Origin of the sequence: Sinomicrobium oceani, assembly GCF_900119185.1 — a bacterium.
In the GTDB taxonomy this organism is placed as follows: Bacteria; Bacteroidota; Bacteroidia; order Flavobacteriales; family Flavobacteriaceae; genus Sinomicrobium; species Sinomicrobium oceani.
Genome location: NZ_FPJE01000014.1, coordinates 130386 through 154964, shown reverse-complemented (window position 1 = coordinate 154964; position 24579 = coordinate 130386). Strand labels below are relative to the sequence as shown.

21 protein-coding genes and 1 other RNA gene are annotated in these 24579 nt (G+C 47.6%); 16 read left to right on the top strand and 6 right to left on the bottom strand.

Translation table 11 applies throughout. From position 1 onward, the window contains the following. Positions 1-202 precede the first annotated feature (202 nt). Positions 203-1096, bottom strand: a complete 894-nt coding sequence (gene dapA / locus BT112_RS13690) for a 4-hydroxy-tetrahydrodipicolinate synthase (protein WP_072317950.1) — start codon at positions 1094-1096, stop codon at positions 203-205. 1 nt (position 1097) lies between these two features. Continuing rightward, a complete protein-coding gene (locus BT112_RS13685) occupies positions 1098-1622 on the bottom strand; it encodes a DUF6913 domain-containing protein (protein ID WP_072317949.1) in 525 nt (174 codons plus the stop codon). 37 nt (positions 1623-1659) lie between these two features. On the opposite strand from BT112_RS13685, the gene BT112_RS13680 reads away from it, so the two are divergent. From BT112_RS13680 to rnpB, 3 genes are all read left to right on the top strand, one after another. Continuing rightward, positions 1660-2463, top strand: coding sequence for a 5'-nucleotidase C-terminal domain-containing protein (locus tag BT112_RS13680; RefSeq protein WP_083564933.1), 804 nt, complete (start codon positions 1660-1662; stop codon positions 2461-2463). An 86-nt stretch (positions 2464-2549) separates the two neighbouring features. Then, a complete protein-coding gene (locus tag BT112_RS13675) occupies positions 2550-3068 on the top strand; it encodes a DUF7935 family protein (protein ID WP_072317948.1) in 519 nt (172 codons plus the stop codon). A 59-nt stretch (positions 3069-3127) separates the two neighbouring features. Beyond that, positions 3128-3474, top strand: an RNA gene (gene rnpB, locus BT112_RS13670) — RNase P RNA component class A. A gap of 22 nt (positions 3475-3496) precedes the next feature. On the opposite strand, the gene cysM is transcribed toward rnpB, so the two are convergent. From cysM to porX, 3 genes are all read right to left on the bottom strand, one after another. Beyond that, on the bottom strand, positions 3497-4381 hold the full coding sequence (cysM, locus tag BT112_RS13665; RefSeq protein WP_072317947.1) for a cysteine synthase CysM: 885 nt from the start codon (positions 4379-4381) through the stop codon (positions 3497-3499). A gap of 145 nt (positions 4382-4526) precedes the next feature. After that, positions 4527-4952 (bottom strand): tRNA (adenosine(37)-N6)-threonylcarbamoyltransferase complex ATPase subunit type 1 TsaE, encoded by a 426-nt coding sequence (tsaE, locus tag BT112_RS13660; protein WP_245777044.1) that lies wholly within the window; start codon positions 4950-4952, stop codon positions 4527-4529. Between the two features lie 17 nt (positions 4953-4969). Next, on the bottom strand, positions 4970-6517 hold the full coding sequence (gene porX, locus BT112_RS13655) for a T9SS response regulator signal transducer PorX (protein WP_072317946.1): 1548 nt from the start codon (positions 6515-6517) through the stop codon (positions 4970-4972). A gap of 99 nt (positions 6518-6616) precedes the next feature. Here porX and BT112_RS13650 point away from each other — a divergent pair, with 99 nt between their 5' ends. From BT112_RS13650 to BT112_RS13590, 13 genes are all read left to right on the top strand, one after another. After that, positions 6617-7843, top strand: a complete 1227-nt coding sequence (locus tag BT112_RS13650; protein ID WP_072317945.1) for an HD domain-containing protein — start codon at positions 6617-6619, stop codon at positions 7841-7843. A gap of 184 nt (positions 7844-8027) precedes the next feature. Next, a complete protein-coding gene (lpxD, locus tag BT112_RS13645; RefSeq protein ID WP_072317944.1) occupies positions 8028-9056 on the top strand; it encodes a UDP-3-O-(3-hydroxymyristoyl)glucosamine N-acyltransferase in 1029 nt (342 codons plus the stop codon). Beyond that, complete coding sequence (locus BT112_RS13640; RefSeq protein WP_072317943.1) at positions 9049-10458, top strand: bifunctional UDP-3-O-[3-hydroxymyristoyl] N-acetylglucosamine deacetylase/3-hydroxyacyl-ACP dehydratase; 1410 nt, start codon at positions 9049-9051, stop codon at positions 10456-10458. The genes lpxD and BT112_RS13640 overlap by 8 nt, the downstream gene beginning before the upstream one ends. Positions 10459-10532: 74 nt before the next feature. Beyond that, a complete protein-coding gene (gene lpxA / locus BT112_RS13635; RefSeq protein ID WP_072317942.1) occupies positions 10533-11318 on the top strand; it encodes an acyl-ACP--UDP-N-acetylglucosamine O-acyltransferase in 786 nt (261 codons plus the stop codon). A gap of 58 nt (positions 11319-11376) precedes the next feature. Continuing rightward, positions 11377-11943: an elongation factor P gene (gene efp, locus BT112_RS13630; RefSeq protein ID WP_072317941.1), complete on the top strand. Its 567-nt coding sequence runs from the start codon at positions 11377-11379 to the stop codon at positions 11941-11943. Positions 11944-11960: 17 nt separating this feature from the next. Next, the gene (locus BT112_RS13625; protein WP_072317940.1) at positions 11961-12899 is read left to right on the top strand and encodes a UDP-3-O-(3-hydroxymyristoyl)glucosamine N-acyltransferase; all 939 of its coding nucleotides are present in this window, start codon (positions 11961-11963) and stop codon (positions 12897-12899) included. A 170-nt stretch (positions 12900-13069) separates the two neighbouring features. Further along, the gene (sucD, locus tag BT112_RS13620) at positions 13070-13942 is read left to right on the top strand and encodes a succinate--CoA ligase subunit alpha (protein ID WP_072317939.1); all 873 of its coding nucleotides are present in this window, start codon (positions 13070-13072) and stop codon (positions 13940-13942) included. A 428-nt stretch (positions 13943-14370) separates the two neighbouring features. Beyond that, positions 14371-15117, top strand: a complete 747-nt coding sequence (gene fabG, locus BT112_RS13615; protein ID WP_072317938.1) for a 3-oxoacyl-[acyl-carrier-protein] reductase — start codon at positions 14371-14373, stop codon at positions 15115-15117. 52 nt (positions 15118-15169) lie between these two features. Next, positions 15170-17191, top strand: coding sequence for a hypothetical protein (locus BT112_RS13610; RefSeq protein ID WP_072317937.1), 2022 nt, complete (start codon positions 15170-15172; stop codon positions 17189-17191). Between the two features lie 71 nt (positions 17192-17262). Further along, positions 17263-18084: a prohibitin family protein gene (locus BT112_RS13605; RefSeq protein ID WP_072317936.1), complete on the top strand. Its 822-nt coding sequence runs from the start codon at positions 17263-17265 to the stop codon at positions 18082-18084. A 193-nt stretch (positions 18085-18277) separates the two neighbouring features. Beyond that, on the top strand, positions 18278-20059 hold the full coding sequence (locus BT112_RS13600) for a DNA polymerase III subunit gamma/tau (protein ID WP_072317935.1): 1782 nt from the start codon (positions 18278-18280) through the stop codon (positions 20057-20059). A 30-nt stretch (positions 20060-20089) separates the two neighbouring features. Continuing rightward, entirely contained in the window at positions 20090-20917 is an 828-nt protein-coding gene (murQ, locus tag BT112_RS13595; RefSeq protein ID WP_072317934.1) for an N-acetylmuramic acid 6-phosphate etherase, read from the top strand. A 12-nt stretch (positions 20918-20929) separates the two neighbouring features. Next, on the top strand, positions 20930-21154 hold the full coding sequence (locus BT112_RS13590) for a DUF6095 family protein (RefSeq protein WP_245777043.1): 225 nt from the start codon (positions 20930-20932) through the stop codon (positions 21152-21154). Positions 21155-21226: 72 nt separating this feature from the next. On the opposite strand, the gene BT112_RS13585 is transcribed toward BT112_RS13590, so the two are convergent. After that, positions 21227-24487, bottom strand: a complete 3261-nt coding sequence (locus BT112_RS13585; RefSeq protein ID WP_072317933.1) for a S41 family peptidase — start codon at positions 24485-24487, stop codon at positions 21227-21229. Between the last annotated feature and the right edge of the window lie 92 nt (positions 24488-24579).

The window sequence follows — 24579 nt, the reverse complement described above, 5'->3', positions numbered from 1 at the left end:
AATTAGCCAATAATTGGATAATACAAAATTTATTATCGCCGAAGATACAATTTACACCTCGTCCTGAAAACAGACCGGGGTGAATTTTAACCTTATTTTTAGAATTCACCCCGGCCTCCTGCCCTGCCGTCTCTTTATTAAACCATGCCGCTGAGGACACGAGCAACTATAAAGGCAGGGTTTCATATATTAAGAGATATTTTTACTTCACCCCTACGCTGACGTTTTTTTCCACGAAACGGGCAATGCGCTCTTCCAGGTCTTCGTCTGCTTTCACCAAAGGCAGTCTTACGATATCTTCTGAAAGTCCGAGAGCACGGAATACCGACTTGATCCCTGCGGGATTTCCCTGTTCGAAAGCCATATCAATAACATCGGCCAGCTTGTAATGCAGCGCATAAGCTTCACGAACGTTTCCTGCCAGCCCCAACCGGACCATCTCGGTAAACTCTCTGGGGAACCCCTGGGCAACGACAGAGATCACTCCTGCGCCACCGGCCAGTACCATCGGCAATGTTACCATATCATCTCCCGAGATCACGAGAAAATCTTCCGGTTTATCTTTAATAAGACGCATCGCCTGTACAATATCGCCTGCCGCTTCTTTTATTCCTATAATATTGCTGACTTCTCTTGCCAGCCGCAATACGGTTTTAGGCAACATGTTTGAAGCCGTTCTGCCCGGCACGTTATAAAGGATAACCGGAACCGGAGATGCCGCAGCAACCGCCTTAAAATGCTGGTAAATACCTTCCTGTGTAGGCTTGTTGTAATAAGGAGATACCGATAGTATAGCTTCAAAACCGGAAAGATCCGTGGTTTGCAGTTCGTTGACCACTTCGGCCGTATTGTTTCCCCCTACGCCCAACACCAGGGGAAGTCTTCCCGCATTGGCCTTTATGACGGTTTGTATTACGATCTCCTTCTCTTCTCTGGTCAATGTCGCGCTTTCCGCAGTGGTTCCCAAAACCACCAGATATTCCACTCCTCCTTCGATGCAGTAGGCTACAATTTTTTCAAGTGCTGCCCTGTCCACACTATTATCCCTGTTAAACGGTGTAACCAAAGCCACACCTGTGCCTGTGAATTTTGACATCCTATATCTTATTTAAAATGGTGAGATACTTTATTAATTCTTCCCTGAACTCCGGAAAACGCTCCGGACTCATATTTATGATCAAATCATTTTCTCGTTCGTACATCCCGGCAAAACCTACTTTAAAACCGGCACGGATACCGAGAGTAGCCAACCCCAGCAGTACTGCGGAAGTACTGTAATAGCTCAGCAACATATCATACGGTCTTTCCGAGACCTGCCTGTAGTGATCGTTACGGATCTCCCCTTTCCAGCCCAGTTCTTCTGTGGTAAAAACGGGTATGCCCCGAAAAGCGTCGGCATCCCTACGTGTGGTGTACCCGATCATGGTAAAATGCTCCTGCTTCACCCCCAGGTCTCCGGCCAGGGCATTAAAGACCTCCACATCTTCAAATTCGTCAAGGTTCACTACGCAGGCCAGAGAAGACACTTTCGAATTCCCGTTACCTGCTCTGCTCATGACTGCCGGGGAGCCCTTTCTGAGAATTTTATGCGCCGATTTCTCCTTATATTTATCAAAAAACATATACCTTCGCTTTGTTTTGCAAATGTAACACATTACCATGCACAAAAACACAAATTGTCCGTATCATAACCACATAAGAATAACACATTTTGTTATTTTTATAACGTTAACCTTATTTTTATCGTGTAAACGGGGGGATATTGTTACAGACGTTCAGATTTCTGGCATCGAAGGAAAAGAGATCAATATTAACGACAGTATCTCCGGCGATCCGGAAATCGAAGCTTTTGTAAAACCTTTCCGGGAACACATAGACCAGGACCTCAGTGCTCCGCTGGCCTACAATCCCACGGATCTCAGCAAAACCGACGGCGAACTCAATACCGCGATCGGGAATCTCATGGCGGATGTCGTATTAAAAAAAGCGGAAACTGTTTTTCACAGAAGGACAGGAAAACACATCGATGCGGTCCTTCTTAATTTCGGCGGAATACGGGCCACCATGGCCCGCGGAAATACCACGGCACGCACGGCGTACGAAATTATGCCGTTCGAAAACGCCATCGTAGTCCTGGAACTCACCGGGGATAAAGTCCGTCAGCTTGCCGACTACCTCGTCAAAGCCAGAACAGCCCATCCCATCAGCGGCATACAACTGGTCCTGGACAAGGACGGGGAGGAAAAGTCATTCCTGATCAACGACAAACCGATCGATCCGGACAGACATTATTACATTGCTACTTCAGACTACCTGATGAACGGCGGAGACCACATGAACTTTTTCCTCAACCCGGTACGTACTGTTCCTCTCGACTATCGTATCCGCAATGCCATGATCGACTATTTTACCGAAACCGACACCATACACACACGCCGGGACGACCGTTTTATAAGTCAGTAAGCCAGGTTTTTCGTTTTTTCCATAACAATAAACGGCACCGGACGTTATTTAAGATACTAATCGTCAAACCGTATAAAACGTATTATATGATCCCGGTCACAGAATTACTTTTCTACTGCCTGCCTGCTGTTATCACAGGGCTTATCGCTTATTACTTCTTTAACCAGTTCGTCAGGAACGAAAATGCACGACGACGCTTCCTCCTCCAACGCGAATACAGTAAAGATCTGGTTCCTATACGATTGCAGGCTTACGAAAGAATGGTTCTTTTTCTCGAGAGGATAGACCCTTCCCGCCTGTTGCTTCGTGTGGCCCCGGCCGAAGACCGTAAAGAAGCGTATGAAGCCCTGCTTATCCGTCACATCGAAGAAGAATACGACCATAATATTTCCCAGCAGATCTATATAAGCGAAGAATGCTGGAGTGTCATCCGGACCGCAAAAAACGCTACTATACAACTCATCCGCAAAACCGGCATGAGCGATAAATCTTTGAATGCCGGTAAATTAAGAGAAAACATTCTCAGCGAAATGCTCGACAAAACCGCTCCTTCCGCTGCAGCCCTATCGTATATCAAAAAAGAAGTCAGCGACTTTCTTAGCTGAAATCGCACAGCAAACCGATAAAAAAAAACAGTTCTTCCGCGAAAGCTTCGTAACTTTGCCCCGCAGGCCGTCTTATCGCTCCTCATCCCGGTAACTCCGGAAGAGGAGAGGAAAGTCCGGACACCACAGCGCAGCGTAGCGGGTAACACCCGTCATCCGTTTCGGTTCGCCGTTGCGGAGAGGACCAGTGCAACAGAAAGGATGTACAGGTAATGCTGTAGTGAAATCAGGTAAACTCTACGCGGTGCAACGCCATGTAAACCGGTATCTAAGGGTTGCGCGCCCGTTCCGTCCCGATATATTCCGGACGGGTGCCGGAGGGTAGGCGGTTAGAGATCCCGGGCAACCGGTATCCCAGATAAATGATAAGACTCGACAGAATCCGGCTTACAGGCCTGCTTTTTTTCTACTTCAGCAATCCCGAAATATCAGACAAACAAATCCGAAGACAGGTATCTGTCGCCCCTGTCGCATATAATAGCTACAATCACACCTTTTTCGAGCGTATCGGCCAGTTTCAGGGCGGCACTTACGGCTCCCCCGCTACTCATCCCGGCAAAAATACCTTCTTCCCGGGCCAGCCTTCGCGTCATCGTCACCGCTTCCTCTTCACTGACTTCGATGATCTCATCTATTCTCGAAGGATCAAATATAGCCGGCAGATAAGCTTCGGGCCACTTCCGTATCCCCGGAATACTGGAATTATCAGCAGGCTGTACCCCGACAATACGAACCTCAGATGCCTTTTCCTTTAAAAAAGCCGATGTTCCCATAATGGTTCCTGTAGTTCCCATGGCCGATACGAAATGCGTAACCTGTCCGTCCGTATCCCGCCATATTTCCGGACCGGTAGTTTTATAATGTGCTTTCCAGTTATCATCGTTACCAAACTGATTTAAAGACACATATTCTTCTTCCTTGACCTTTTTTTCGGCATAATCCCGCGATCCTTCAATACCCGAATCCGACGGGGTAAGCGTAACTTTTGCCCCGTAGGCCCGCATGGTCTGAACGCGCTCGCGGGTAGAGTTTTCCGGCATTACCAGCTCGATATTCAGCTTAAACAACCCGGCTATCATAGCCAGCGCTATTCCCGTATTACCGCTCGTGGCTTCGATAAGCCTGGTTTCGGGCGTGATCGTACCCCGGTCCAGGGCACTTTTTATCATGTTATACGCCGCCCTGTCCTTTACACTTCCCCCGGGATTATTCCCTTCGAGTTTCAGTAACAGTTTTATATCCTTGTTTTTTATTAAGGTTGTGGCCGCCACAAGAGGCGTATTTCCGATGTTATCAAGCAGAGTTTTGGTCATATCCGATAGTTTTTTACTCACAGGTGAGCTTTAGTACGTTTTGCCGGACGGGATTATCCGGCACAAACAGACTATAGATTAAACAGGTTAAAACAAAAAGGGAATCTATAATACAGATTCCCTTCTACAAAAATATCATTTTTCTTCAAGAAGATACCGCTTCACCGACAGATAATTGCCTGCTGCCATCCGCGTTGGTTGTCAGACGAACAGCCACAGCATCATCCGGGATCAGGCCTTCGATCTTCCCGGGCCACTCGATAAAAATCCAGGTCCCGGTATGGAGATAATCCTCAAAACCGATATCCAGCACCTCTTCTTCGTTATTAATCCGGTAAAAATCGAAGTGGTATATCCTTGCCCCGCCGGCGCCTTCGTACTCATTAACCAGCCCGAAGGTTGGACTTCCCGTTACATCCTTTACCCCAAGATGATGCGCCAGAGATTTGATCAGCGTAGTCTTGCCTACCCCCATATCCCCGTAAAACAACAAGATCTTTCCGGGGGCTTCATCGAGCAGTCTTCGCGCTGCTTCATCAATCTCTTCCAGTGTATAACTAATCGGTTTCAAATTTGTACTATTAAATTTTATTTCGGCTCCAATACTACAAACGGAATGATCATCTCTTCCAGTGATATTCCGCCATGCTGGTAGGTATTCCGGTAATAACTCACATAGTGGTTATAATTGTTGGGATACGCAAAGAAAAGGTCATCCTTGGCAAAAATAAAGGAGCTGCTCATATTTATGGAAGGTAAATGCACATCTCCGGGCTTTTTTACCGCAAACACTTCCTTGGCTTCATAAGAAAGGCTCCTTCCTGTCTTGTAGCGGAGGTTAAGACTCGTTTCCTTATCCCCGATCACTTTCGACGGATTCTTGACGTTTATCGTACCGTGATCCGTAGTCAGTAATAATTTAAATCCTAATTGCTGCGATTGCTGTATAATTTCCAGCAAGGGAGAATTCCGGAACCAGCTCTTCGTAAGCGACCGGTAGGCCTTATCGTTGGAAGCCAGTTCTTTTATTACTTCCATCTCAGTTTTGGAATGCGAGAGGATATCCACGAAATTATACACTACGACCGTCAGGTCGTTATCTTTTTGTGACCTGAAATTCTGGGCCAGTTGCCGCCCTGCCTTCAGGCTCGATATTTTGTGATATTCCCATTTGATATCCAGGCCGAGACGACGGATCTGCTCATGAAGGAAATCGGCTTCATGCAGGTTCTTCCCCCCTTCATCGGTATCGTTCTTCCAGTATTTCGGATAGAGCTTTTCCATCTCTGCGGGCATCAGTCCGGCAAAAATAGCATTTCGCGCATATTGCGTCGCCGTGGGCAGAATACTGCAATACGGCACTTCGTCCCGGGTCTTGTAATGCACATTAACCGCATCTTCTATGGCCATCCACTGATCGTACCTCAGGTTATCTATCACCACGAGCAGTGTGGGCTTGTTTTTTTGCAGTTCCGGCACCACCAGTTCGCGAAACATGGTGTGCGACATCACCGGGGCATCATCATCGGAAAACCAGTCCGTATAATTCTTCTCCACAAACTTCCCGAACTGAGTATTGGCTTCTGTCTTCTGCGATTCCAGGATCTCTACCATCCCTACATCCTCTATATTCTCCAGTTCCAGCTCCCAGTATAACAGTCTTTTGTACAGGCTCACCCACTCTTCATAGGAATTCACCATAGCCATATCCATCGCTATTTTTCTGAACTCCTGTTGGTAATTGGCCGTCGTTTTCTCTGACACGAGCCGGGAGTGATCGAGGTTTTTCTTCAGGGAGAGTAATATCTGGTTCGGATTGACCGGTTTTATAAGATAATCCGCTATTTTCGAACCGATGGCCTCTTCCATAAGGTATTCCTCTTCGCTCTTGGTGATCATCACCACCGGAAGGTTCGGACGTTTGGCCTTGATCTCGGTCAGGGTCTCCAGGCCGGTAAGGCCGGGCATATTCTCATCGAGAAAAACAATATCATAGCTGTTCTTATCTACATCTTCGAGGGCATCGGCTCCGCTTTGACATGTGGAAATCGTGTAATTCTTTTTTTCGAGAAAAAGAATGTGCGGCTTCAGCAAGTCAATTTCATCATCTACCCACAATATTTTTATGTTACTCATATCCGTATATTTGTATTTTGCTTTTGAATTCCTTTGTGAAACGCAGCACGGGAAAAATAATCGGTCCGCAGTGACAGCTTCGGGACCAAAAATAAACATATGAAACGTACTAATAAACTAAAAATATTCAACGATCCAATTTACGGATTTATTACCATTCCCAATACCCTGATTTTCGATCTCATAGAACATAAATATTTTCAACGGCTCCGTCGTATATCCCAAATGGGCCTTTCGTACCTTGTCTATCCCGGCGCCCATCACACGAGGTTTCATCATGCGCTGGGCTGCATGCATCTCATGCAAAAAGCCGTTCAAACCCTTCGTTTCAAGAAAGTTGAGATCTCCGAAGAAGAGGAAGAAGCATTGCTTATTGCCATTCTTTTGCACGATATAGGTCACGGACCTTTCTCCCATGCTATGGAGCACAGTATTGTAAGCGGGGTAAGTCATGAGCAGATCTCACTGCTCTTTATGGAAGAGCTCAACCGCACTTTTAACGGAAGTTTAACGCTTGCCATCCAGATGTTTCGCGGCGAATACCACCGCAAATTCATGCATCAGCTCATATCCAGCCAGTTCGATATAGACCGTACGGATTATCTGAAAAGAGACAGTTTTTATACCGGGGTAGCCGAAGGAAACATCAATTCCGAAAGGCTTATCACGATGCTCACCGTTGTCGACAATGAACTTGCCATTGAAGAAAAAGGGATCTACTCCATCGAAAAATTCCTCGTAGCCCGCAGGCTGATGTACTGGCAGGCCTACCTGCACAAAACAGGTTTGGTTGCCGAACAGTTACTGATCCGCGTGCTCAAGCGGGCCAAGGAACTCGTATCCGAAGGAACGGTACTCAAAGCCAGTACTGCTCTGGAATATTTCCTGAAAAACAAAGTAGAGATCCAGGATTTCAATGCGGATGTCCTCGATATTTTCTCTCGCCTCGACGATAACGATATTATATCGGCCATGAAAGAATGGCAATTTCATGACGATTTTGTACTCTCCAGGCTTTGTGCGATGATACTCAACCGGGACCTGCTCAAGATCAAATACCGTAAAAAACAGGTCACGGACGAAAAACTCGAAAAACACATTGCCCGTTTCATGGAAAAATATGACGTACCGGAAGAAACCGCCCGCTACTTCGTATTTACGGGAAAGGTAGAAAACCTCGCATACAGCATGGACAAAGAGAACATACGTATTCTTATGAAAACAGGCAAAGTCTCCGATGTCGTCAAAGCTTCGGACCTGCTCAACCTGAAAGCCTTGTCCAAACCGGTGACCAAGTACTATATCTGCTACCCGAAACACAGCTGAAAAACCATGCTTAAAAATAAAAAGAACACCCGTTCGGCAGATGCCCTTCGTTTTTCAAAAAACGGTAATTCAAACACTTACCTCTTTCTTTCACACCCCACTTGTAACATATCATTCCTGCACTTCGTCTATTAAGTTAACGAGGCGATAACTTAATATTTACTTTTTTTATACTTTTGCAGGAATGAAATTTACAGCAAGTCAAATAGCAGGCATACTGGAAGGGGATGTCATAGGGAACCCTGACGTGGAGGTTTCCAAACTGGCTAAGATCGAAGAAGGCTCTGAAGGAGACCTTACTTTTCTGGCCAACCCCAAGTACAAGCCTTATATCTATACCACAAAAGCTTCGATCACCATCGTCAACAAAGATTTTGAAGCAGAATCCGAGCTTTTCACAACACTGATCAAGGTGGAAGATGCCTATAAATCGTTCTCCAGGCTACTGGAATATTACAACCAGGTAAAGATGAACAAAACCGGAATAGAGCAACCCTCTTTTATTTCGGAATCTGCCGTTTACGGTGAAAACATCTATCTCGGGGCCTTCTCTTATATAGGAGACCATGCAGGCATAGGGAACAATTGCAAGATATATCCCAATGTTTACATCGGTGATAATGTGCGTATAGGGGATAATGTTACGATCTTCGCAGGCGCCAAGATCTACTCGGAGACGGTGATCGGCAATCATTGTGTTATTCACAGCGGTGCGGTTCTGGGTGCAGACGGTTTCGGGTTTGTCCCCGATGAACACGGACATTACACCAAAGTCCCCCAGACCGGTAATGTTATTCTCGAAGACTATGTAGACATAGGCGCTGCCACTACTATAGACCGCGCAACCCTCGGATCTACAATTATCCGCAGAGGGGTAAAGCTGGATAACCAGATCCAGATAGCACATAACGTAGAAATAGGAGAAAATACCGTAATAGCGGCACAAACCGGTATTGCGGGATCTACCAAAATAGGAAAGAATTGCATGATTGGCGGCCAGGTAGGAATTGTGGGGCATCTCACCATCGGTAACCGCGTCAGGGTCCAGGCACAATCCGGGATCATCAGAAACGTACAGGACGATGAGACCCTTCAGGGATCTCCTGCTTTCCATCATCCCGATTTCAGCAAATCGTATGTACATTTTAAAAACCTGCCCAAAATAGTGCAAACCATTCACCAATTCGATAAAAAACGGAACAATAATGAGTAGTGATAAAGTTGTGAAACAACGTACCATTGCAAAAGAAGTTACACTACAGGGAGTAGGTCTCCACACGGGACACGAAGTAACGATGACTTTTAAACCTGCACCGGAACATCACGGTTATGCCTTTAAGCGCGTCGATCTCGAAGGAAGCCCGGTTATTGAGGCGGATGCCAATTATGTAGTGAATACACAGCGGGGGACCAACCTGGAGAAAAAAGGGGTCCGTATACATACCTCAGAGCATGTCCTGGCTGCGTTGGTAGGTCTGGAAATCGACAATGTACTCATAGAACTGAACGCCCCGGAACCGCCTATAATGGACGGATCTTCCAAGTATTTTGTAGAAGCCCTCGAAAAAGCCGGATTGGTGGAGCAGGATGCCGAGCGGGAGGAGTATATCGTAAAAGATGTCATCTCCTATACCGATGAGGAAACCGGAAGTGAAATTACCGTCATTCCTTCCGACGAATACCAGGTAACCACCATGGTAGACTTCGGCACAAAAGTGCTCGGAACACAAAACGCTACCCTTAAGAACCTGTCCCAGTTCAAAAAAGAAATTTCCAATGCCAGGACCTTCAGTTTCCTGCACGAAATAGAGACCCTGTTGGAGCACGGGCTGATCAAGGGCGGTGATCTCAACAACGCCATCGTATATGTAGATAAGGAACTGTCTCCGGAGACCATGGAAAAACTCAAGGTAGCTTTCCAGAAAGATTCCATTTCCGTGAAACCCAACGGTATCCTCGACAACCTTACCCTGCACTATCCCAACGAAGCGGCAAGGCACAAACTGCTGGATGTGATCGGAGATCTGGCCCTGATCGGTACACGCATACGCGGTAAGATCATTGCCAACAAACCCGGACATTTCGTCAATACCCAGTTTGCCAAAAAACTCTCCAAGATCATCAAGATCGAAAAGAGAAACAAGGTTCCGCAATTCGATCTGAACCAGACGCCTTTGATGGATGTCACCGAAATTATGAAGAAGCTGCCACACCGACCTCCTTTCCTGCTGGTAGACAAGATCCTCGAACTTTCCGACACTCACGTTGTAGGTGTCAAGAACATCACGATGAACGAACCTTTCTTCGTAGGACACTTTCCGGGAGCGCCCGTTATGCCGGGAGTATTACAGGTAGAAGCCATGGCCCAGGCCGGAGGCATCCTCGTGCTGAGTACCGTACCCGACCCCGAAAATTACCTGACGTTCTTTATGAAGATAGACAAGGTAAAATTCAAGCAGCAGGTAGGCCCCGGGGACACCCTGATATTCAAACTGGAGCTTGTAACCCCTATCCGAAGGGGAATCTGCCATATGCAGGGATATGCCTATGCCAACGGCAAACTGGCAACAGAAGCAGAAATGATGGCCCAAATAGTAAAAGTAAAGAATGATTAGGAGAACGGTCCGGCTATCCAGCCCGATCTTTTTCCCGGTACATTCCGTATTATAACATCGATCAATCGACACACATGAATCAGCCTTTAGCATACGTACATCCCGGTGCCAAGATAGCTAAGAACGTAGTCATAGAACCCTTCACCACCATCCACAACAATGTGGTTATCGGCGAAGGGACCTGGATAGGTTCTAACGTCACTATCATGGAAGGTGCCCGGATCGGAAAAAACTGTAATATTTTTCCCGGAGCAGTCATTGCCGCCACACCCCAGGACCTCAAATTCGAGGGAGAGGAAACCATAGCCGAGATCGGTGATAACACCACCATCCGGGAATGCGTAACCATTAACAGGGGTACGGTAGACCGCATGAAAACCGTTATCGGAAAAAACTGCCTCATCATGGCGTACAGCCATATCGCTCACGATTGTATTGTGGGAGATAACTGTATATTTTCTAACAACAGCACCCTTGCCGGACATATTACCGTAGGAGATTATGTGGTACTGGCCGGTATGACCGCCGTTCACCAGTTCTGCTCTATCGGTAACCACGCCTTTGTTACCGGGGGATCGCTGGTCAGGAAAGATGTCCCTCCCTATGTCAAAGGAGCAAGAGAACCCCTGTCTTACGTAGGTATAAATTCCGTAGGGCTTCGCCGCCGCGGATACTCTGCCGAAAAGATCAGGGAGATTCAGAATATCTACCGTATTCTCTATCAGAGAAATTACAACAACACCCAGGCTATAGAAATTATCGAAGCCGAAATGGAAGCTACACCCGAAAGGGACGAAATCCTCCAGTTTATCCGTGATTCCCAACGGGGTATTATGAAGGGATATTTTAACGCCGGGTAGTCACTGCCCGACGTTTTTGGTTTAAAAAAGAACGTTTAAGATTTAAAAACATACAAACATGGCAACAACGTCAGATATCCGTAAAGGACTGTGCATTCGCTATAACCATGACATCTTTAAAATTATCGAATTCCTGCACGTAAAACCGGGAAAAGGACCGGCTTTCGTACGTACAAAACTCAGGAGTGTGACCACAGGTAAGGTTATAGACAACACCTTTTCTGCAGGACACAAGATCGAAGATGTCCGCGTAGAAACACACAGCTTCCAGTACCTGTATCCGGAAGGAGATACCTTCCACTTTATGAATACAGAAGATTTCAACCAGATCTCCCTGTCCAAAAATACGCTGGATGCTCCCGATCTCCTCAAAGAAGGTGAAGTAGTAACCATTATCATCAATACCGAAGACGGGATGCCGCTTTCTGTGGAAATGCCATCCCACGTTATTCTCGAAGTCACTCATACCGAACCGGGCGTAAAAGGAAATACGGCAACCAATGCCACCAAACCCGCAACCATGGAAACCGGGGCTACCGTAAACGTTCCGTTGTTTATCAACGAAGGAGACAAAATCAAGATCGAGACCGAAAAAGGGTCTTATGTAGAACGGGTTAAGGAATAGTCTGTAAACTATACCCTATGAAATTTTCTAAAGTACACACACTACGGCAAATTGCAGCCATCCTCGACTGCGAATACGTGGGCCGGGAAGATTTTCCTGTCGAGGGCATGAACGAAATACACGTTGTCGAACGGGGCGATATCGTATTTGTCGATCATCCGAAATATTACGATAAGGCGTTGCAGTCTGCCGCTACCGTGATACTCATCAATAAAAAAGTAGAGTGTCCGGAAGGCAAAGCCCTCCTCCTCTCCGATGATCCTTTCCGCGATTTCAACAAGCTCACAGATCATTTCCGACCCTTTGAAAGGGCCGGTGTTGCTGTGGCTCCTACGGCTTCCGTCGGAAAAAACACGATCATCCAGCCCAACGTATTTATCGGCAACCACGTTACGATAGGAGATCATTGCGTTATACACCCCAATGTTACCATTTACGACCATACTGTCATCGGAGACCATGTGACGATCCATGCCGGCACCGTACTGGGAGCAGATGCCTTTTATTACAAAAAAAGACCCGAAGGTTTTGACAAACTCCGTTCCGGGGGAAATGTCGTTATCGAAGATCATGTAGACCTCGGCGCTTCCTGCACCATCGACAGCGGTGTGAGCGGAAGCACACGTATCGGGGAAGGCAGCAAGCTCGATAATCAGGTCCACGTGGGACACGATACCGTTATCGGCAAAAAATGCCTCATCGCCTCACAGACAGGTATTGCGGGCTGTGTCGTTATCGAAGATGAAGTCACCATTTGGGGACAGGTAGGAATGACCAGCGGTATCACCATCGGCACCAAAGCCGTTATCCTGGCACAATCCGGAATAAGCAAGTCTCTCGAAGGGCATACTACCTATTTCGGATACCCGGCAGAAGAAGCCCGGAAAAAATATAAAGAGCTGGCTTCCATCAGGAAAATCCCCGCCATTATCGCATTGCTCGACCACAGGGAATAAGGCAGAAAACCGTTATCGCAGAAAGGGACTACATCCCGTTTCCGTAATAAGAAACAGGAAGCGGGGCGAGCAAAAAAATAACAGTTTGCCGCCAAGATTAAAGGCCAAAGCGTAACGGATAATCCATATAAAACCCTATTTTTGCATAGCCTATTAAAAATTCAAATACAATGAGTGTTTTAGTCAACAAGGATTCAAAAATAATCGTACAAGGTTTTACCGGAAGTGAAGGTACTTTCCACGCCGAACAGATGATAGAATACGGAACTAACGTGGTAGGAGGTGTCACTCCCGGAAAAGGAGGTCAGGAGCACCTGGGCCGTCCGGTTTTCAACACGGTAAAAGATGCCGTGGATCAGGCCGGGGCGGATACCTCAATTATCTTTGTTCCGCCTGCGTTTGCCGCAGACGCCATTATGGAAGCCGCAGACGCCGGTATTAAAGTGATTATCACCATTACCGAAGGTATTCCGGTTGCAGACATGATCACTGCTTCCGACTACATCAAAGATAAAGATTGCAGGCTCATAGGACCTAACTGTCCGGGTGTTATCACCCCCGGAGAGGCCAAAGTAGGAATTATGCCCGGTTTTGTCTTTAAAAAAGGAAATGTAGGTATTGTTTCCAAATCAGGAACACTGACCTATGAAGCCGCAGACCAGGTCGTACGTCAGGGACTCGGAATCACCACAGCGATCGGTATCGGAGGAGACCCCATCATCGGAACCACCACCAAAGAAGCTGTCGAATTGCTGATGAATGATCCCGAAACCCAATGTATCGTTATGATCGGGGAGATCGGCGGACAACTCGAAGCAGATGCCGCACGATGGGTAAAAGAAAACGGCAATAAGAAGCCTGTTGTAGGTTTTATCGCCGGAGAAACCGCTCCGAAAGGACGGACGATGGGACATGCCGGAGCTATTGTCGGTGGTGCCGACGATACCGCCGAAGCCAAAAAACGAATCATGAAAGAATGTGGTATCCATGTTGTGGATTCACCTGCGGAGATCGGTAAAAAAGTTGCCGAAGTACTCGGGTAACACTTACTGACATAACCTCCCCGGAGGTACAACGTCCATCAGCCTTCGGGTTGGTGGATTTTTTTTATAAAGACACTTCCCGGTCATCGTTTGACCACAGGCAGCGACCACCGGTAAAAGAACAGGTATAAAAAAGCCTCGTATGGCGTCCCGTCAAAAAACCGGAACGCGTAAGACCATCATACTAAACTTCTTATAACAAATCAATGCTAAATCGGGAACGATTTTTGTTTTGTGCTGTATCAATTTGCTATATTTGGTCAAAATTAACCAGGTAAAAGACGGAAATTGCGGCTAATAGCTCCGTTCCGTCTTTTACCGAAGACAGATTTTTTTCAGAAATAGTCCGGCGACATGGCACCGGAACCTTAACCGTCATGTCTCCTGCCCGTTTCGCATGATTTATTAAAAACGAACAACAAAATCGAATGAAACTTTTAGAAGGAAAAACAGCTATTATTACCGGCGCAAGCAGGGGAATCGGAAGAGGTATCGCACAGGTTTTTGCCCGTGAAGGCGCCAATATTGCGTTTACATACAGCGCTTCCGCCGAAGCTGCTAAAGCACTGGAAAAAGAACTTACCGCAGCAGGTGTAAAAGCCAAAGGATACAAAAGCAACGCGGCAAGTTTTGACGAATCCCAGCAACTGGCAGAAGAGGTCCTCGCAGAATTCGGGAGTATCGACATCCTGATCAACAATGCTGGGATTACCAAAGACAACCTTCTGATGCGGATTTCCGAAGAAGATTTCGACAACGTTATCGAAGTCAACCTCAAATCGGTTTTTAATATGACCAAAGCCGTTCAACGGACCATGTTGAAACAACGCAAAGGCTCCATCATCAACATGAGTTCGGTAGTAGGCGTAAAAGGTAATGCAGGCCAGAGCAACTATGCCGCTTCCAAAGCCGGTATTCTCGGTTTTACCAAATCCGTAGCACTCGAACTCGGTTCGCGTAACATTCGGTGTAACGCCATTGCCCCCGGTTTTATAGAAACCGAAATGACCGAGGTACTGGACGAGAAGATCGTACAGGAATGGCGCAATTCCATCCCGCTCAAACGCGGCGGTTCTCCGGAAGATGTAGCCAACGCCTGTGTTTTCCTCGCCTCCGATATGAGTGCTTATATTACCGGGCAGGTGCTTCATGTAGACGGCGGTATGCTTACCTGATAAGCTGTTGCGTTCCCGAACGAACGTTTTCTTTATTCATCAAGATTATTCTATGTCGGTTATATACCTTATCATAGCGGGGGTAGTTGCGTTACTCGCAGCCCTGTGGCAATACAGAAAAGCAAAAGGCAAGTCACCACAACACTTGCTTTTTGTTTTTTTGCGCTTCCTGTCGGTATATGCCATACTGCTACTGCTCATCAACCCGGAATTCCGGAAAATAACCGTCTACGAGGAAAAACCCGAACTGGCCATCGTGGCCGATAACTCCTCCTCTATCCCTTATCTGAACCAACAGCAACAGCTCGGTGAGCTACTCACTGCCCTTCGGCAGGACAAAGAACTTGCCGAAAAGTTTTCCATACACGACTACACCTTCGGAACACAACTCCGCGACGGCGGAAATAACGATTTCAAAGACAGGCATACCGACCTGAGCCAGGCCCTGAAGATTTTCCGCGATATCTACCGCGACAAAAAAGGAGCCGTAATTATGCTTACGGACGGAAACCAGACCTACGGAGAAGACTATACGTACACCTCCCGGAATTTTCCTGTTCCCGTCTATCCTGTAGTTCTCGGTGATACGACCATACATGAAGATCTCCGGATAAGCAGGCTCAACGTCAATCGCTATGCCTATTACAAGAACAAATTCCCCGTAGAGGTTATCCTCAATTACGAAGGCAAAAGCGACGTACAGTCCGTTTTTCGCATACGATCCGGAAACAACACCGTGTTTAGCCGCAAGGTTAATTTTTCGGAAGAAAAGAGATCCGAGATCATCGAAATACATCTCGACGCCGCTACAAAAGGAAGTCTCACCTTTCATGCAGAGCTCGTTCCGCTGGACGACGAAAAAAATACCAGGAACAATATCAAGGAATTCGGGATCGAGGTCATCGATCAGAAAACAGAAGTCCTTGTCGTATCCGCAATGACACACCCCGATATCGGCACCCTCAAAAAGAGTATCGAATCGAACGAAGAACGTAATGTCACCATCAGTAAACCCGAGCTGCCGGTCAGCCGTATCGACAATTATCAACTCGTTATTCTGTATCAGCCCGATACCCGGTTTGAAAAAGTGATGCAACATATCGAAAAAACAGGAAAAAATACGTTTATCATCAGCGGAATCCATACCGACTGGGATTTCCTGAACAAGGTGCAGCACAATTTTACCCGCGACCCCGGTAACCTTACCGAAGAAGCACAGGGCAGTTTCAACGCCAGCTACCCGGTATTTGCCCTGGATGATATCGGTTTTTCACAACTCCCCCCGCTACGGGTTCTGTTCGGAGATGTTGCGATACACCATCCGTACGAAACCATTCTTTTTCAACAGACAGAAGGTATTGCCACCTTGAATCCCCTGCTGCTGACCACGGAGAATAACCATAAAAAAACCGCGCTTCTCCTCGGGGAAGACCTCTGGAAATGGCGGATGCAGGACCATCTTAAAAATGGTAATGCCGACCAGTTCGACAAATTTGTGAGCAAACTCGTTTTCTACCTCGCATCCAACAAGAAGAGGAACCGGCTCGAAACAGCATATGAGACCATCTATGACGGAACCTCTCCCGTAGTGATCTCTGCCCAGTTCTTCGATAACAATTATGTCTTTAATCCGGAAGCCTCGTTGCATATCCGGGTTACGGATAAGGAAAAAAGCACATCCAGGAACTATCCCATGCTGCTCCGGGGAAATTACTACGAAGCCGACCTGAGCGACCTGGAGGCAGGAGCCTATACCTTTGGAGTCCGTGTAGACGGTGAAAACATACAGCGTTCCGGACAATTCCGTATTCTCGAATTTGATGTGGAACAACAATACACAAGGGCCAATGCGGTTGCGCTGCGCAAACTGGCCGGTCATTCCGGAGGCATGGTCAGTTACCAGAAGGTGAGTGACAGCCTGTACCTGACACTCACCCGAAGCGACCTTTTCAAACCGGTACAAAAAAGCAAGGAAGAAAAAGTTCCCCTGGTGGACTGGAGAATCCTGCTGTTTATCATCATTCTCCTGCTTTCGGCAGAATGGTTTCTGCGCAAATACCGCGGGCTGATCTAAGCAGACACCGCCCATCCTGCCGCCCATCCCTTACATTTTCACTACCAAAAACAATCAAAAATCAATATATAATGGATGTAAACAGACTACCAAAAATCGGATTACCACTTATCTTAGGAATTGTTATCCTTTTAATATTCCTGTTCAAATCGACAATCACCATAGGTTCCGGAGAAGCCGGCGTGCTATACAAAACCTTCGGGGGCGGCGTAGTTACAGATGAGCCTCCCATGGGCGAAGGCTTTCATTTTGTACTGCCCTGGAACAAGGTTTTTATCTATGAAGTACGGCAACAGGAGCTGTCCGAAAAAATGCTCGTACTGTCTTCCAACGGGCTCGAGATCGGTGTAGATGCCACTGCCTGGCACCAGCCGGCCTATAACAAGCTCGGATCACTGCACCGGGAAAAGGGAGAGAATTATATAGACCGTGTCATCCGTCCGGCCATACGTTCGGCCGTGCGTAGTGTCGTTGGCCGGTACACGCCGGAACAGCTTTACTCTTCCAAAAGAGATGCCATACAAAACGAGATCCAGGAAGAAACCAAAAAGATTCTCGATCAGCAATACGTACAACTCAACGAAATCCTGGTTAAGGACATTACTCTACCGAAGACCATAAAAACGGCTATTGAGACCAAACTGAGACAGGAACAGGAATCGCTCGAATACGAATTCCGCCTGGAAAAAGCGGAGAAGGAAGCAGAACGCCAACGTATCGAGGCCGAAGGTAAGGCCAATGCCAACCGTATCCTCAATGCCTCCCTCACGGACCAGATCATCCGTGAAAAAGGTATACAGGCTACCCTGGAGCTGTCCAAGTCACAAAATGCCAAAGTCATTGTCATCGGTTCCGGAAAAGACGGTATGCCGCTTATACTTGGCAACCAGTAAATATTTTCCACAACACTCACCGACGGGGAACAGCAATCTGTTACGGAAACACTGTTCCCCGTTCCTTTTTATCGGTCCGAACCCGGCCCATCGTTTTTCCGCACCGATGTTGTTAACAACTCCGGGGAAAATTCACAGGTTCCCTCCCAAAATACCAACGCAATTTTTATCTTTGTGACGTAAAGATTTTTCCATGGAGCAATTTGTAGTTTCTGCACGTAAATACCGTCCCCAGACCTTTAAAGATGTTGTGGGGCAACAGGCTATTACAAATACCCTGCTCAACGCCATAGAAAATAACCACCTGGCACAGGCACTGCTTTTTTGCGGTCCGCGGGGTGTCGGTAAGACGACCTGTGCCCGTATCCTGGCCAAGAAAATCAACCAGGAAGGTGTGGAAAATCCGGAAGAAGACTTTGCTTTCAATATTTTCGAACTGGATGCGGCTTCCAACAACTCGGTAGACGACATCCGGAACCTGATAGACCAGGTCCGTATCCCCCCGCAATCCGGAAAATACAAGGTATATATCATCGATGAGGTACACATGCTCTCCCAGGCAGCTTTTAACGCATTCCTGAAGACGCTGGAAGAACCTCCGAAACACGCCATTTTTATACTGGCCACGACCGAGAAACACAAGATCATCCCTACCATCCTCTCCAGGTGCCAGATATTCGACTTCAAACGTATCACCGTCAGGGATGCGGCCGAATACCTGAAATACATCGCCGATAACCAGGGAATAGACGCCGAAGACGATGCCTTGCATATCATTGCACAGAAAGCCGACGGTGCCATGCGCGATGCCTTGTCTATCTTTGACCGGGTCGTAAGCTTCTCCGGGAAACACCTTACACGGCAGGCCGTAACGGAAAATCTCAACGTACTCGATTACGATACCTATTTTAAGGCTACAGACCTTATCCTGGAAAACAATATTCCGCAATTGCTGGTAGATTTTAACGAAACCCTGGCACGTGGTTTCGACGGCCATCATTTTGTCGCCGGACTTGCCTCGCATTTCAGGGACCTTATGGTGTGTAAAAACGAAGCTACCATCCCCCTGCTCGAAGTGGGTAATGAAGCTAAACAAAAATACCAGGAACAATCGCGGAAAGCTTCACTCGACTTCCTCATGAGGGGCATAGAACTGGCTAACACCTGTGACCTGAACTACAAAACGAGTAAAAATCAACGGTTACTCGTCGAACTCTGTCTCATGCAGCTTGCCTCCATCACTTACGATGGAGAAAAAAAAAATGACATACACTTCATAATTCCCCCTTCCCATTTCCGGCAGGGAGGAACAGGAACACCGGCAGCAAAAACGACAGGAGCTACCGCAGTACATGCAGGGAAATCGCAAGGACATCCGGTCCGCGTTCCTGCAGCCTCGGAAACAGCCGTGGCAGAAAGCACTCCGGCGTATAGCACTCCTACAGAAACACCCGCAGCAGAACCCGAAACAACTCAACAGGATACGGCTTCCGGAAATATAGACATCCGGAGGAAACACGTTTCCGGATTATCCCTTTCCAGTATCCGGGCCAAAAAAGAACTGGAGAAAAACAAGAAGGAAACCTATGTCGACGAATCCAAACTTCCCCGCGAACCCTTTACGGAAGAGGAGATGCAGGAGGCCTGGGACACTTATGTAGGTATGATGAACGAAAAGGGAAAAAAGATCATAGCTTCCAACCTGGCTACCGACCGGCCCAAACTGAAAAGCAATAATACGATCTGGATCGAGCTTCCTAACGACACCATGAAAAAAGAAGTGGAACGCGACCAGTTTCCGCTCATGGAATACCTGAAAACGGAATTAAAAAACCACTTTATAAGCCTTCACGTTACGGTCAACGAAAAAACGGAGCGGAAATACGCATTTACTCCACAGGAAAAATACATGAAACTGGTGGAGACCAATCCGCTTCTGGAAAACCTGCGAAAGGAGTTTGACCTCGATATTTAGCATTATATAAACACCCTGCACCTCAAAATTATGGATTTTATAAAAACCACCGAGCAAGAATCTACCCACCAGGACCTGGAAAAAATGTCGATCAATGAGGTTCTTATCCATATCAACAAGGAAGACCAGACGGTCCCGGTTGCCGTAGAAAGAGCCATTCCGCAGATTCACGCGCTGGTTTCGCAGATTGCGGAGAAACTCAAAAGCGGTGGGCGGTTGTTCTATATAGGAGCCGGAACCAGCGGGCGCCTCGGTATCCTCGACGCCTCGGAATGCCCGCCTACTTACGGAGTACCGGAAGAACTGGTAACGGGACTTATTGCCGGGGGAGATCGTGCTATCCGTAAAGCCGTGGAAAACGCCGAAGACGACCGGGAACAAGCCTGGAGAGACCTTTCGGAGTACCGCATTTCTTCGCAGGACGTCGTTGTAGGGATCGCTGCTTCGGGAACTACGCCCTATGTCATCGGCGGACTGGAAGCCTGTAACAAAAACGGTATTATCACCGGTTGTATTACCTGCAACGAAGGCAGCCCGTTATCGAGAGTGGCAGCCTATCCCATCGTAGCTGTAGTCGGACCGGAGTTTGTTACCGGCAGTTCCCGCATGAAGGCAGGTACCGCGCAGAAACTCATACTCAATATGATCTCGACAACGACCATGATACAACTCGGAAGAGTGAAGGGAAACAAAATGGTGGATATGCAACTCAGCAATGACAAACTGGTAGACCGCGGAATACGGATGCTGATGGACGAACTGGGTATTTCGAGGGCCGCCGCCACCGAACTCCTGCAAAAACACCGTAACGTCCGTAATGCCATACAAGCCGGCAGAGCTCTGGACAACAAATCATAAAACTACTGTATTTTGAGAAGGACAGACCGGAAATTATTCATGAAAAGCCTGCAGTATTTCGCATATACCCTGATGCTGATGTTCGGGGCCCCTATAGTTATCTACCAGGCTTTTAAGAATCAGGAACACCCTTTTTACTGGCCGGTGCTCATCATAGGGCTGATCATGGGTATAGGAGCCATTGTTATGGCCTTTATAAGTCTCCGGGTGATGATGCGATCATTTTTCGGAGATTAAAAAACCCTGCCCCCCTACCGGCAAAAGCAGAGCGACAGGGCCTGTATTTTATAGGCTATAACCACACCGGGCTCAGCGCTTAACCCGGACAGGATGTGCGGGACGTTTCATCGTCTTCGGAGGATTGGCTTTTAACTCCTTCATCACTTCTTCTATAGCCCTTTCCAGTTGCGGATCTTTGCCTTCGATGACCGCTTCCGGCCATTGCTCCACTTCGATATCCGGCGCTACACCTTCGTTTTCTACCCGGAAGCCCTCCTCGCTGTAGAAGGCGACATTCGGTGCCGTTACCGACCCTCCGTCTATAAACTGCGGATACCCCAATACGCCGACCAGGCCGCCCCATGTCCGTTTTCCTATGATCTTGCCCAATCCGAACTTACGGAACATCCAGGGCAGAAAATCACCTCCCGAACCTGCTGTTTCGTCGATCAGCATTACTTTCGGCCCTTGTATAGAAGCACTGGGTGATTTGAGATCGGCTCCATAACGAAAATTCCAGTAGGCCTGTACGGGCCTTTTCAGGATATCTATGTAATAATCGGCAAGATATCCGCCCCCGTTAAAACGCTCGTCCACGATAATAGCCTTTTTGTTGGCCTGAGGAAAAAAGTAACGTTTAAAATATTCGTGCCCGGCATTAGCCGTATTGGGCACATAGACATAAGCTACCTGCCCGTCTGTGGCTTCATGTACTTTTTTCATGTTACCCTCCACCCAATCACGGTTTCTCAGGGCCCACTCGGTAGCTATCGGTGTTACTTTCACTTCTCTTGCCCCCGACTTACCGGGACTGCTGTTTACGGTAAGACGAACTTCCCGGCCCGCGGTATTTTCAAAAAAACTGTACAGATTGTCTGCTGCGGTGACTTCCCGGCCGTTTACAGCAATGAGGTAGTCTCCTTCCCTTACATCCACGCCGGGTTCCGTAAGCGGGGACCTCATCTCCGGGTTCCAGTTGAGCCCGCCGTATATTTTTTTAAAACGGTAACGGTTACCGTCGGTTACATAATCCGCACCCAGCAATCCGCCTCCGATATATTCCGGGCGATGCAGACGATCACCCGTGCTGTTAAACCGGTGATGTCCCACTGCCAGTTCGCTGAACATCCATTCCATCACGCGATAGAGATCACTGTGACAAGACAGATCCGGTAAAAAAACACGATACTTCTCCCGTATGGCTTTCCAGTCGGCCCCGTGCATGCCGGGATCGTAAAAATAATCGCGGTTTACACGCCAGGCTTCTTCAAAAATATTGTCCCACTCTGCTACCGGATCCGTTTTCACCTTTATAGCTTCTGTGTTCAGCACCCCGTTATCAGGTTTCTTCCCCGTATCGGCCACTCCCCATTTTCCCTTGCTCCGGTACAGCATTTTTTCACCTTTACCGGCAATCTCAAAAGCATCTGCCGGCATAAGCTCTTCGTCCTTCCTTTCTTTGAGGTCGTATTTGTGCAGCATGGAAGTTCCCCCGTAGGGTGCCTGCACGATATAGAACAATTCGCCCTCCCTGGCTATGCCCAGATCGGCATATGTACCGGGAGACAACGGGAAATCGACAATGCGGTACTCCAGGCCATCCCAGTCTATGTTCAGCCCGGGGTGCTTTTTGTCTTTATCTTTAGTATTCTTTTTATTCTTCTCCTGATCCGCTTTTTCTCCTCCCGTCTCTTCTCTGTCATTCTCGTGTGCAAATGGCGATTTCACCGCTTTCTGAAGCGTTACAAGGTAGATCGCATTGGTCATGTTCATATCTATGGAAGACTGGTCGAACCAGTTCAGTACCGGACCCGCATCGGTCGATGCCAGCATATAAAGATATTTTCCCGAAGGATCGAACACCGGACTGGATACGCTGGACAAACCATCCGAAACAGGATACGATTTCTGCTCGTTAACGGCATACAGGTATGCCCTTTCGAAATGGGTATCGGTAATCACTGTATAAGCTACCCAGTTGGAATCTGCCGACCAGTCTCCGAACAATTCACGAAAAACCCCGGGCACATAGCGTTCATCAGAAGCAATCCTGGTCACTTTTCCCGAAGCCACATCAGCCACATAAAGATTTCTTCCGTTATCGGAAAAACACAATTTTTTACTATCGGGAGCCCAGTGTAAATACGCATAAAAACCGGTTCCTCCGGGTGGTATCACTTTAGCTTCCCCTTTGCCTTCTTTGTCTTTGATATGTATGGCATACGCTCCCCCGGCATCCGAAAAATAGGCGATAGACTTTCCGTCCGGTGACCATTGAGGACTGTGTTCATGTACGCCTGGTGTCTGGGTTATGTTCATCGGATCTCCTTTTTTGGAAGGTACGGTCACGATCTCCCCCCTGAAATCTAACGCTACCCGTGCCCCGGACGGAGAAACGGACGCGCTCCGGACATAATCGGATCCCGACACAAAACGCTGGCGCAATTCCAGTAAATCGGTAGCTATCCCCACCTTCAGGCGTTCCGACACTCCGGACGACACGTCGTAGAGGTGCAGATATCCCGCCTGCTCATAGATGATCTCCCCTTTGCCCGCCTGCAAACTGATCACCGGGAAGTCTTTGTAATCGGTAAGTTGTTTTATTTCTTTAGTCTCCGTATTATAGGAAAAGAGGTTGAACTCTCCGTTCCGGTCACTGCGGAAATATACGTCGGCCCCCATCCACGCCGGGTTAGTGTCGTTACATCCGCCTTCGGGTTTGGGGATCTCATCAACGGAGTGATCTCCCGTGTCATAGATCCATATACGCGATATGGTACCGCCCCGATAGTGTTTCCACTCCGAAAAAACATCCCGTAAAGGCGTGTAAGCCATATGTTTCCCGTCAGAGGAATAATCAGCCCAGTACGCATTGGGAATTTCCAGCCGGGTAACATTTCCGCCCTCCACGCTTACGGTAAACAACTGGGTGTACCTGTTGGTAAATGTATTCCGCTGCGAAGCAAAGAGCACTTTTTTTCCATCCGGTGTAAATCCCCTGACCATATCACCGTAAGGGTGCCAGGTGAGTCTTTGGGGAACACCGCCGGTTACGGGTACGATATAGACATCAGTGTTACCATCGTATTCGGCATTAAATGCGATCATGGAGCCATCGGGTGAAAAGACCGGGTTCGACTCTACTCCTTCGTCGATGGTAAGCCGTATCGGGTTGGAACCATCTTTACCTGCAACCCACAGGTCTTCGGCATAAATAAATGCGATATGGGTGTCACTCAGAGCCGGCTGCGATAAAAGCCGGGTGTCTTTGGGGTCCGGTGTGCCGTATAGTGCGGATATCCCGCAGCATAACCACAGTACAGAAGCAATAAAAGAAGTATTTTTTTTCATAAGGGTCGGTTAAAATCAGTGTTAATGGAACAATACGTATAATACGATCCTTGTTCCCGGAAATCATAGCTATACCAGGAACAACGATGATA

Coding starts and splice junctions, on each gene's coding strand:
- dapA (WP_072317950.1), bottom strand. CDS start 1,096: ATGTCAAAATTCACAGGCACAGGTGTGGCTTTGGTTACACCGTTTAAC.
- BT112_RS13685 (WP_072317949.1), bottom strand. CDS start 1,622: ATGTTTTTTGATAAATATAAGGAGAAATCGGCGCATAAAATTCTCAGA.
- BT112_RS13680 (WP_083564933.1), top strand. CDS start 1,660: ATGCACAAAAACACAAATTGTCCGTATCATAACCACATAAGAATAACA.
- BT112_RS13675 (WP_072317948.1), top strand. CDS start 2,550: ATGATCCCGGTCACAGAATTACTTTTCTACTGCCTGCCTGCTGTTATC.
- cysM (WP_072317947.1), bottom strand. CDS start 4,381: ATGACCAAAACTCTGCTTGATAACATCGGAAATACGCCTCTTGTGGCG.
- porX (WP_072317946.1), bottom strand. CDS start 6,517: ATGAGTAACATAAAAATATTGTGGGTAGATGATGAAATTGACTTGCTG.
- BT112_RS13650 (WP_072317945.1), top strand. CDS start 6,617: ATGAAACGTACTAATAAACTAAAAATATTCAACGATCCAATTTACGGA.
- lpxD (WP_072317944.1), top strand. CDS start 8,028: ATGAAATTTACAGCAAGTCAAATAGCAGGCATACTGGAAGGGGATGTC.
- BT112_RS13640 (WP_072317943.1), top strand. CDS start 9,049: ATGAGTAGTGATAAAGTTGTGAAACAACGTACCATTGCAAAAGAAGTT.
- lpxA (WP_072317942.1), top strand. CDS start 10,533: ATGAATCAGCCTTTAGCATACGTACATCCCGGTGCCAAGATAGCTAAG.
- efp (WP_072317941.1), top strand. CDS start 11,377: ATGGCAACAACGTCAGATATCCGTAAAGGACTGTGCATTCGCTATAAC.
- BT112_RS13625 (WP_072317940.1), top strand. CDS start 11,961: ATGAAATTTTCTAAAGTACACACACTACGGCAAATTGCAGCCATCCTC.
- sucD (WP_072317939.1), top strand. CDS start 13,070: ATGAGTGTTTTAGTCAACAAGGATTCAAAAATAATCGTACAAGGTTTT.
- fabG (WP_072317938.1), top strand. CDS start 14,371: ATGAAACTTTTAGAAGGAAAAACAGCTATTATTACCGGCGCAAGCAGG.
- BT112_RS13610 (WP_072317937.1), top strand. CDS start 15,170: ATGTCGGTTATATACCTTATCATAGCGGGGGTAGTTGCGTTACTCGCA.
- BT112_RS13605 (WP_072317936.1), top strand. CDS start 17,263: ATGGATGTAAACAGACTACCAAAAATCGGATTACCACTTATCTTAGGA.
- BT112_RS13600 (WP_072317935.1), top strand. CDS start 18,278: ATGGAGCAATTTGTAGTTTCTGCACGTAAATACCGTCCCCAGACCTTT.
- murQ (WP_072317934.1), top strand. CDS start 20,090: ATGGATTTTATAAAAACCACCGAGCAAGAATCTACCCACCAGGACCTG.
- BT112_RS13585 (WP_072317933.1), bottom strand. CDS start 24,487: ATGAAAAAAAATACTTCTTTTATTGCTTCTGTACTGTGGTTATGCTGC.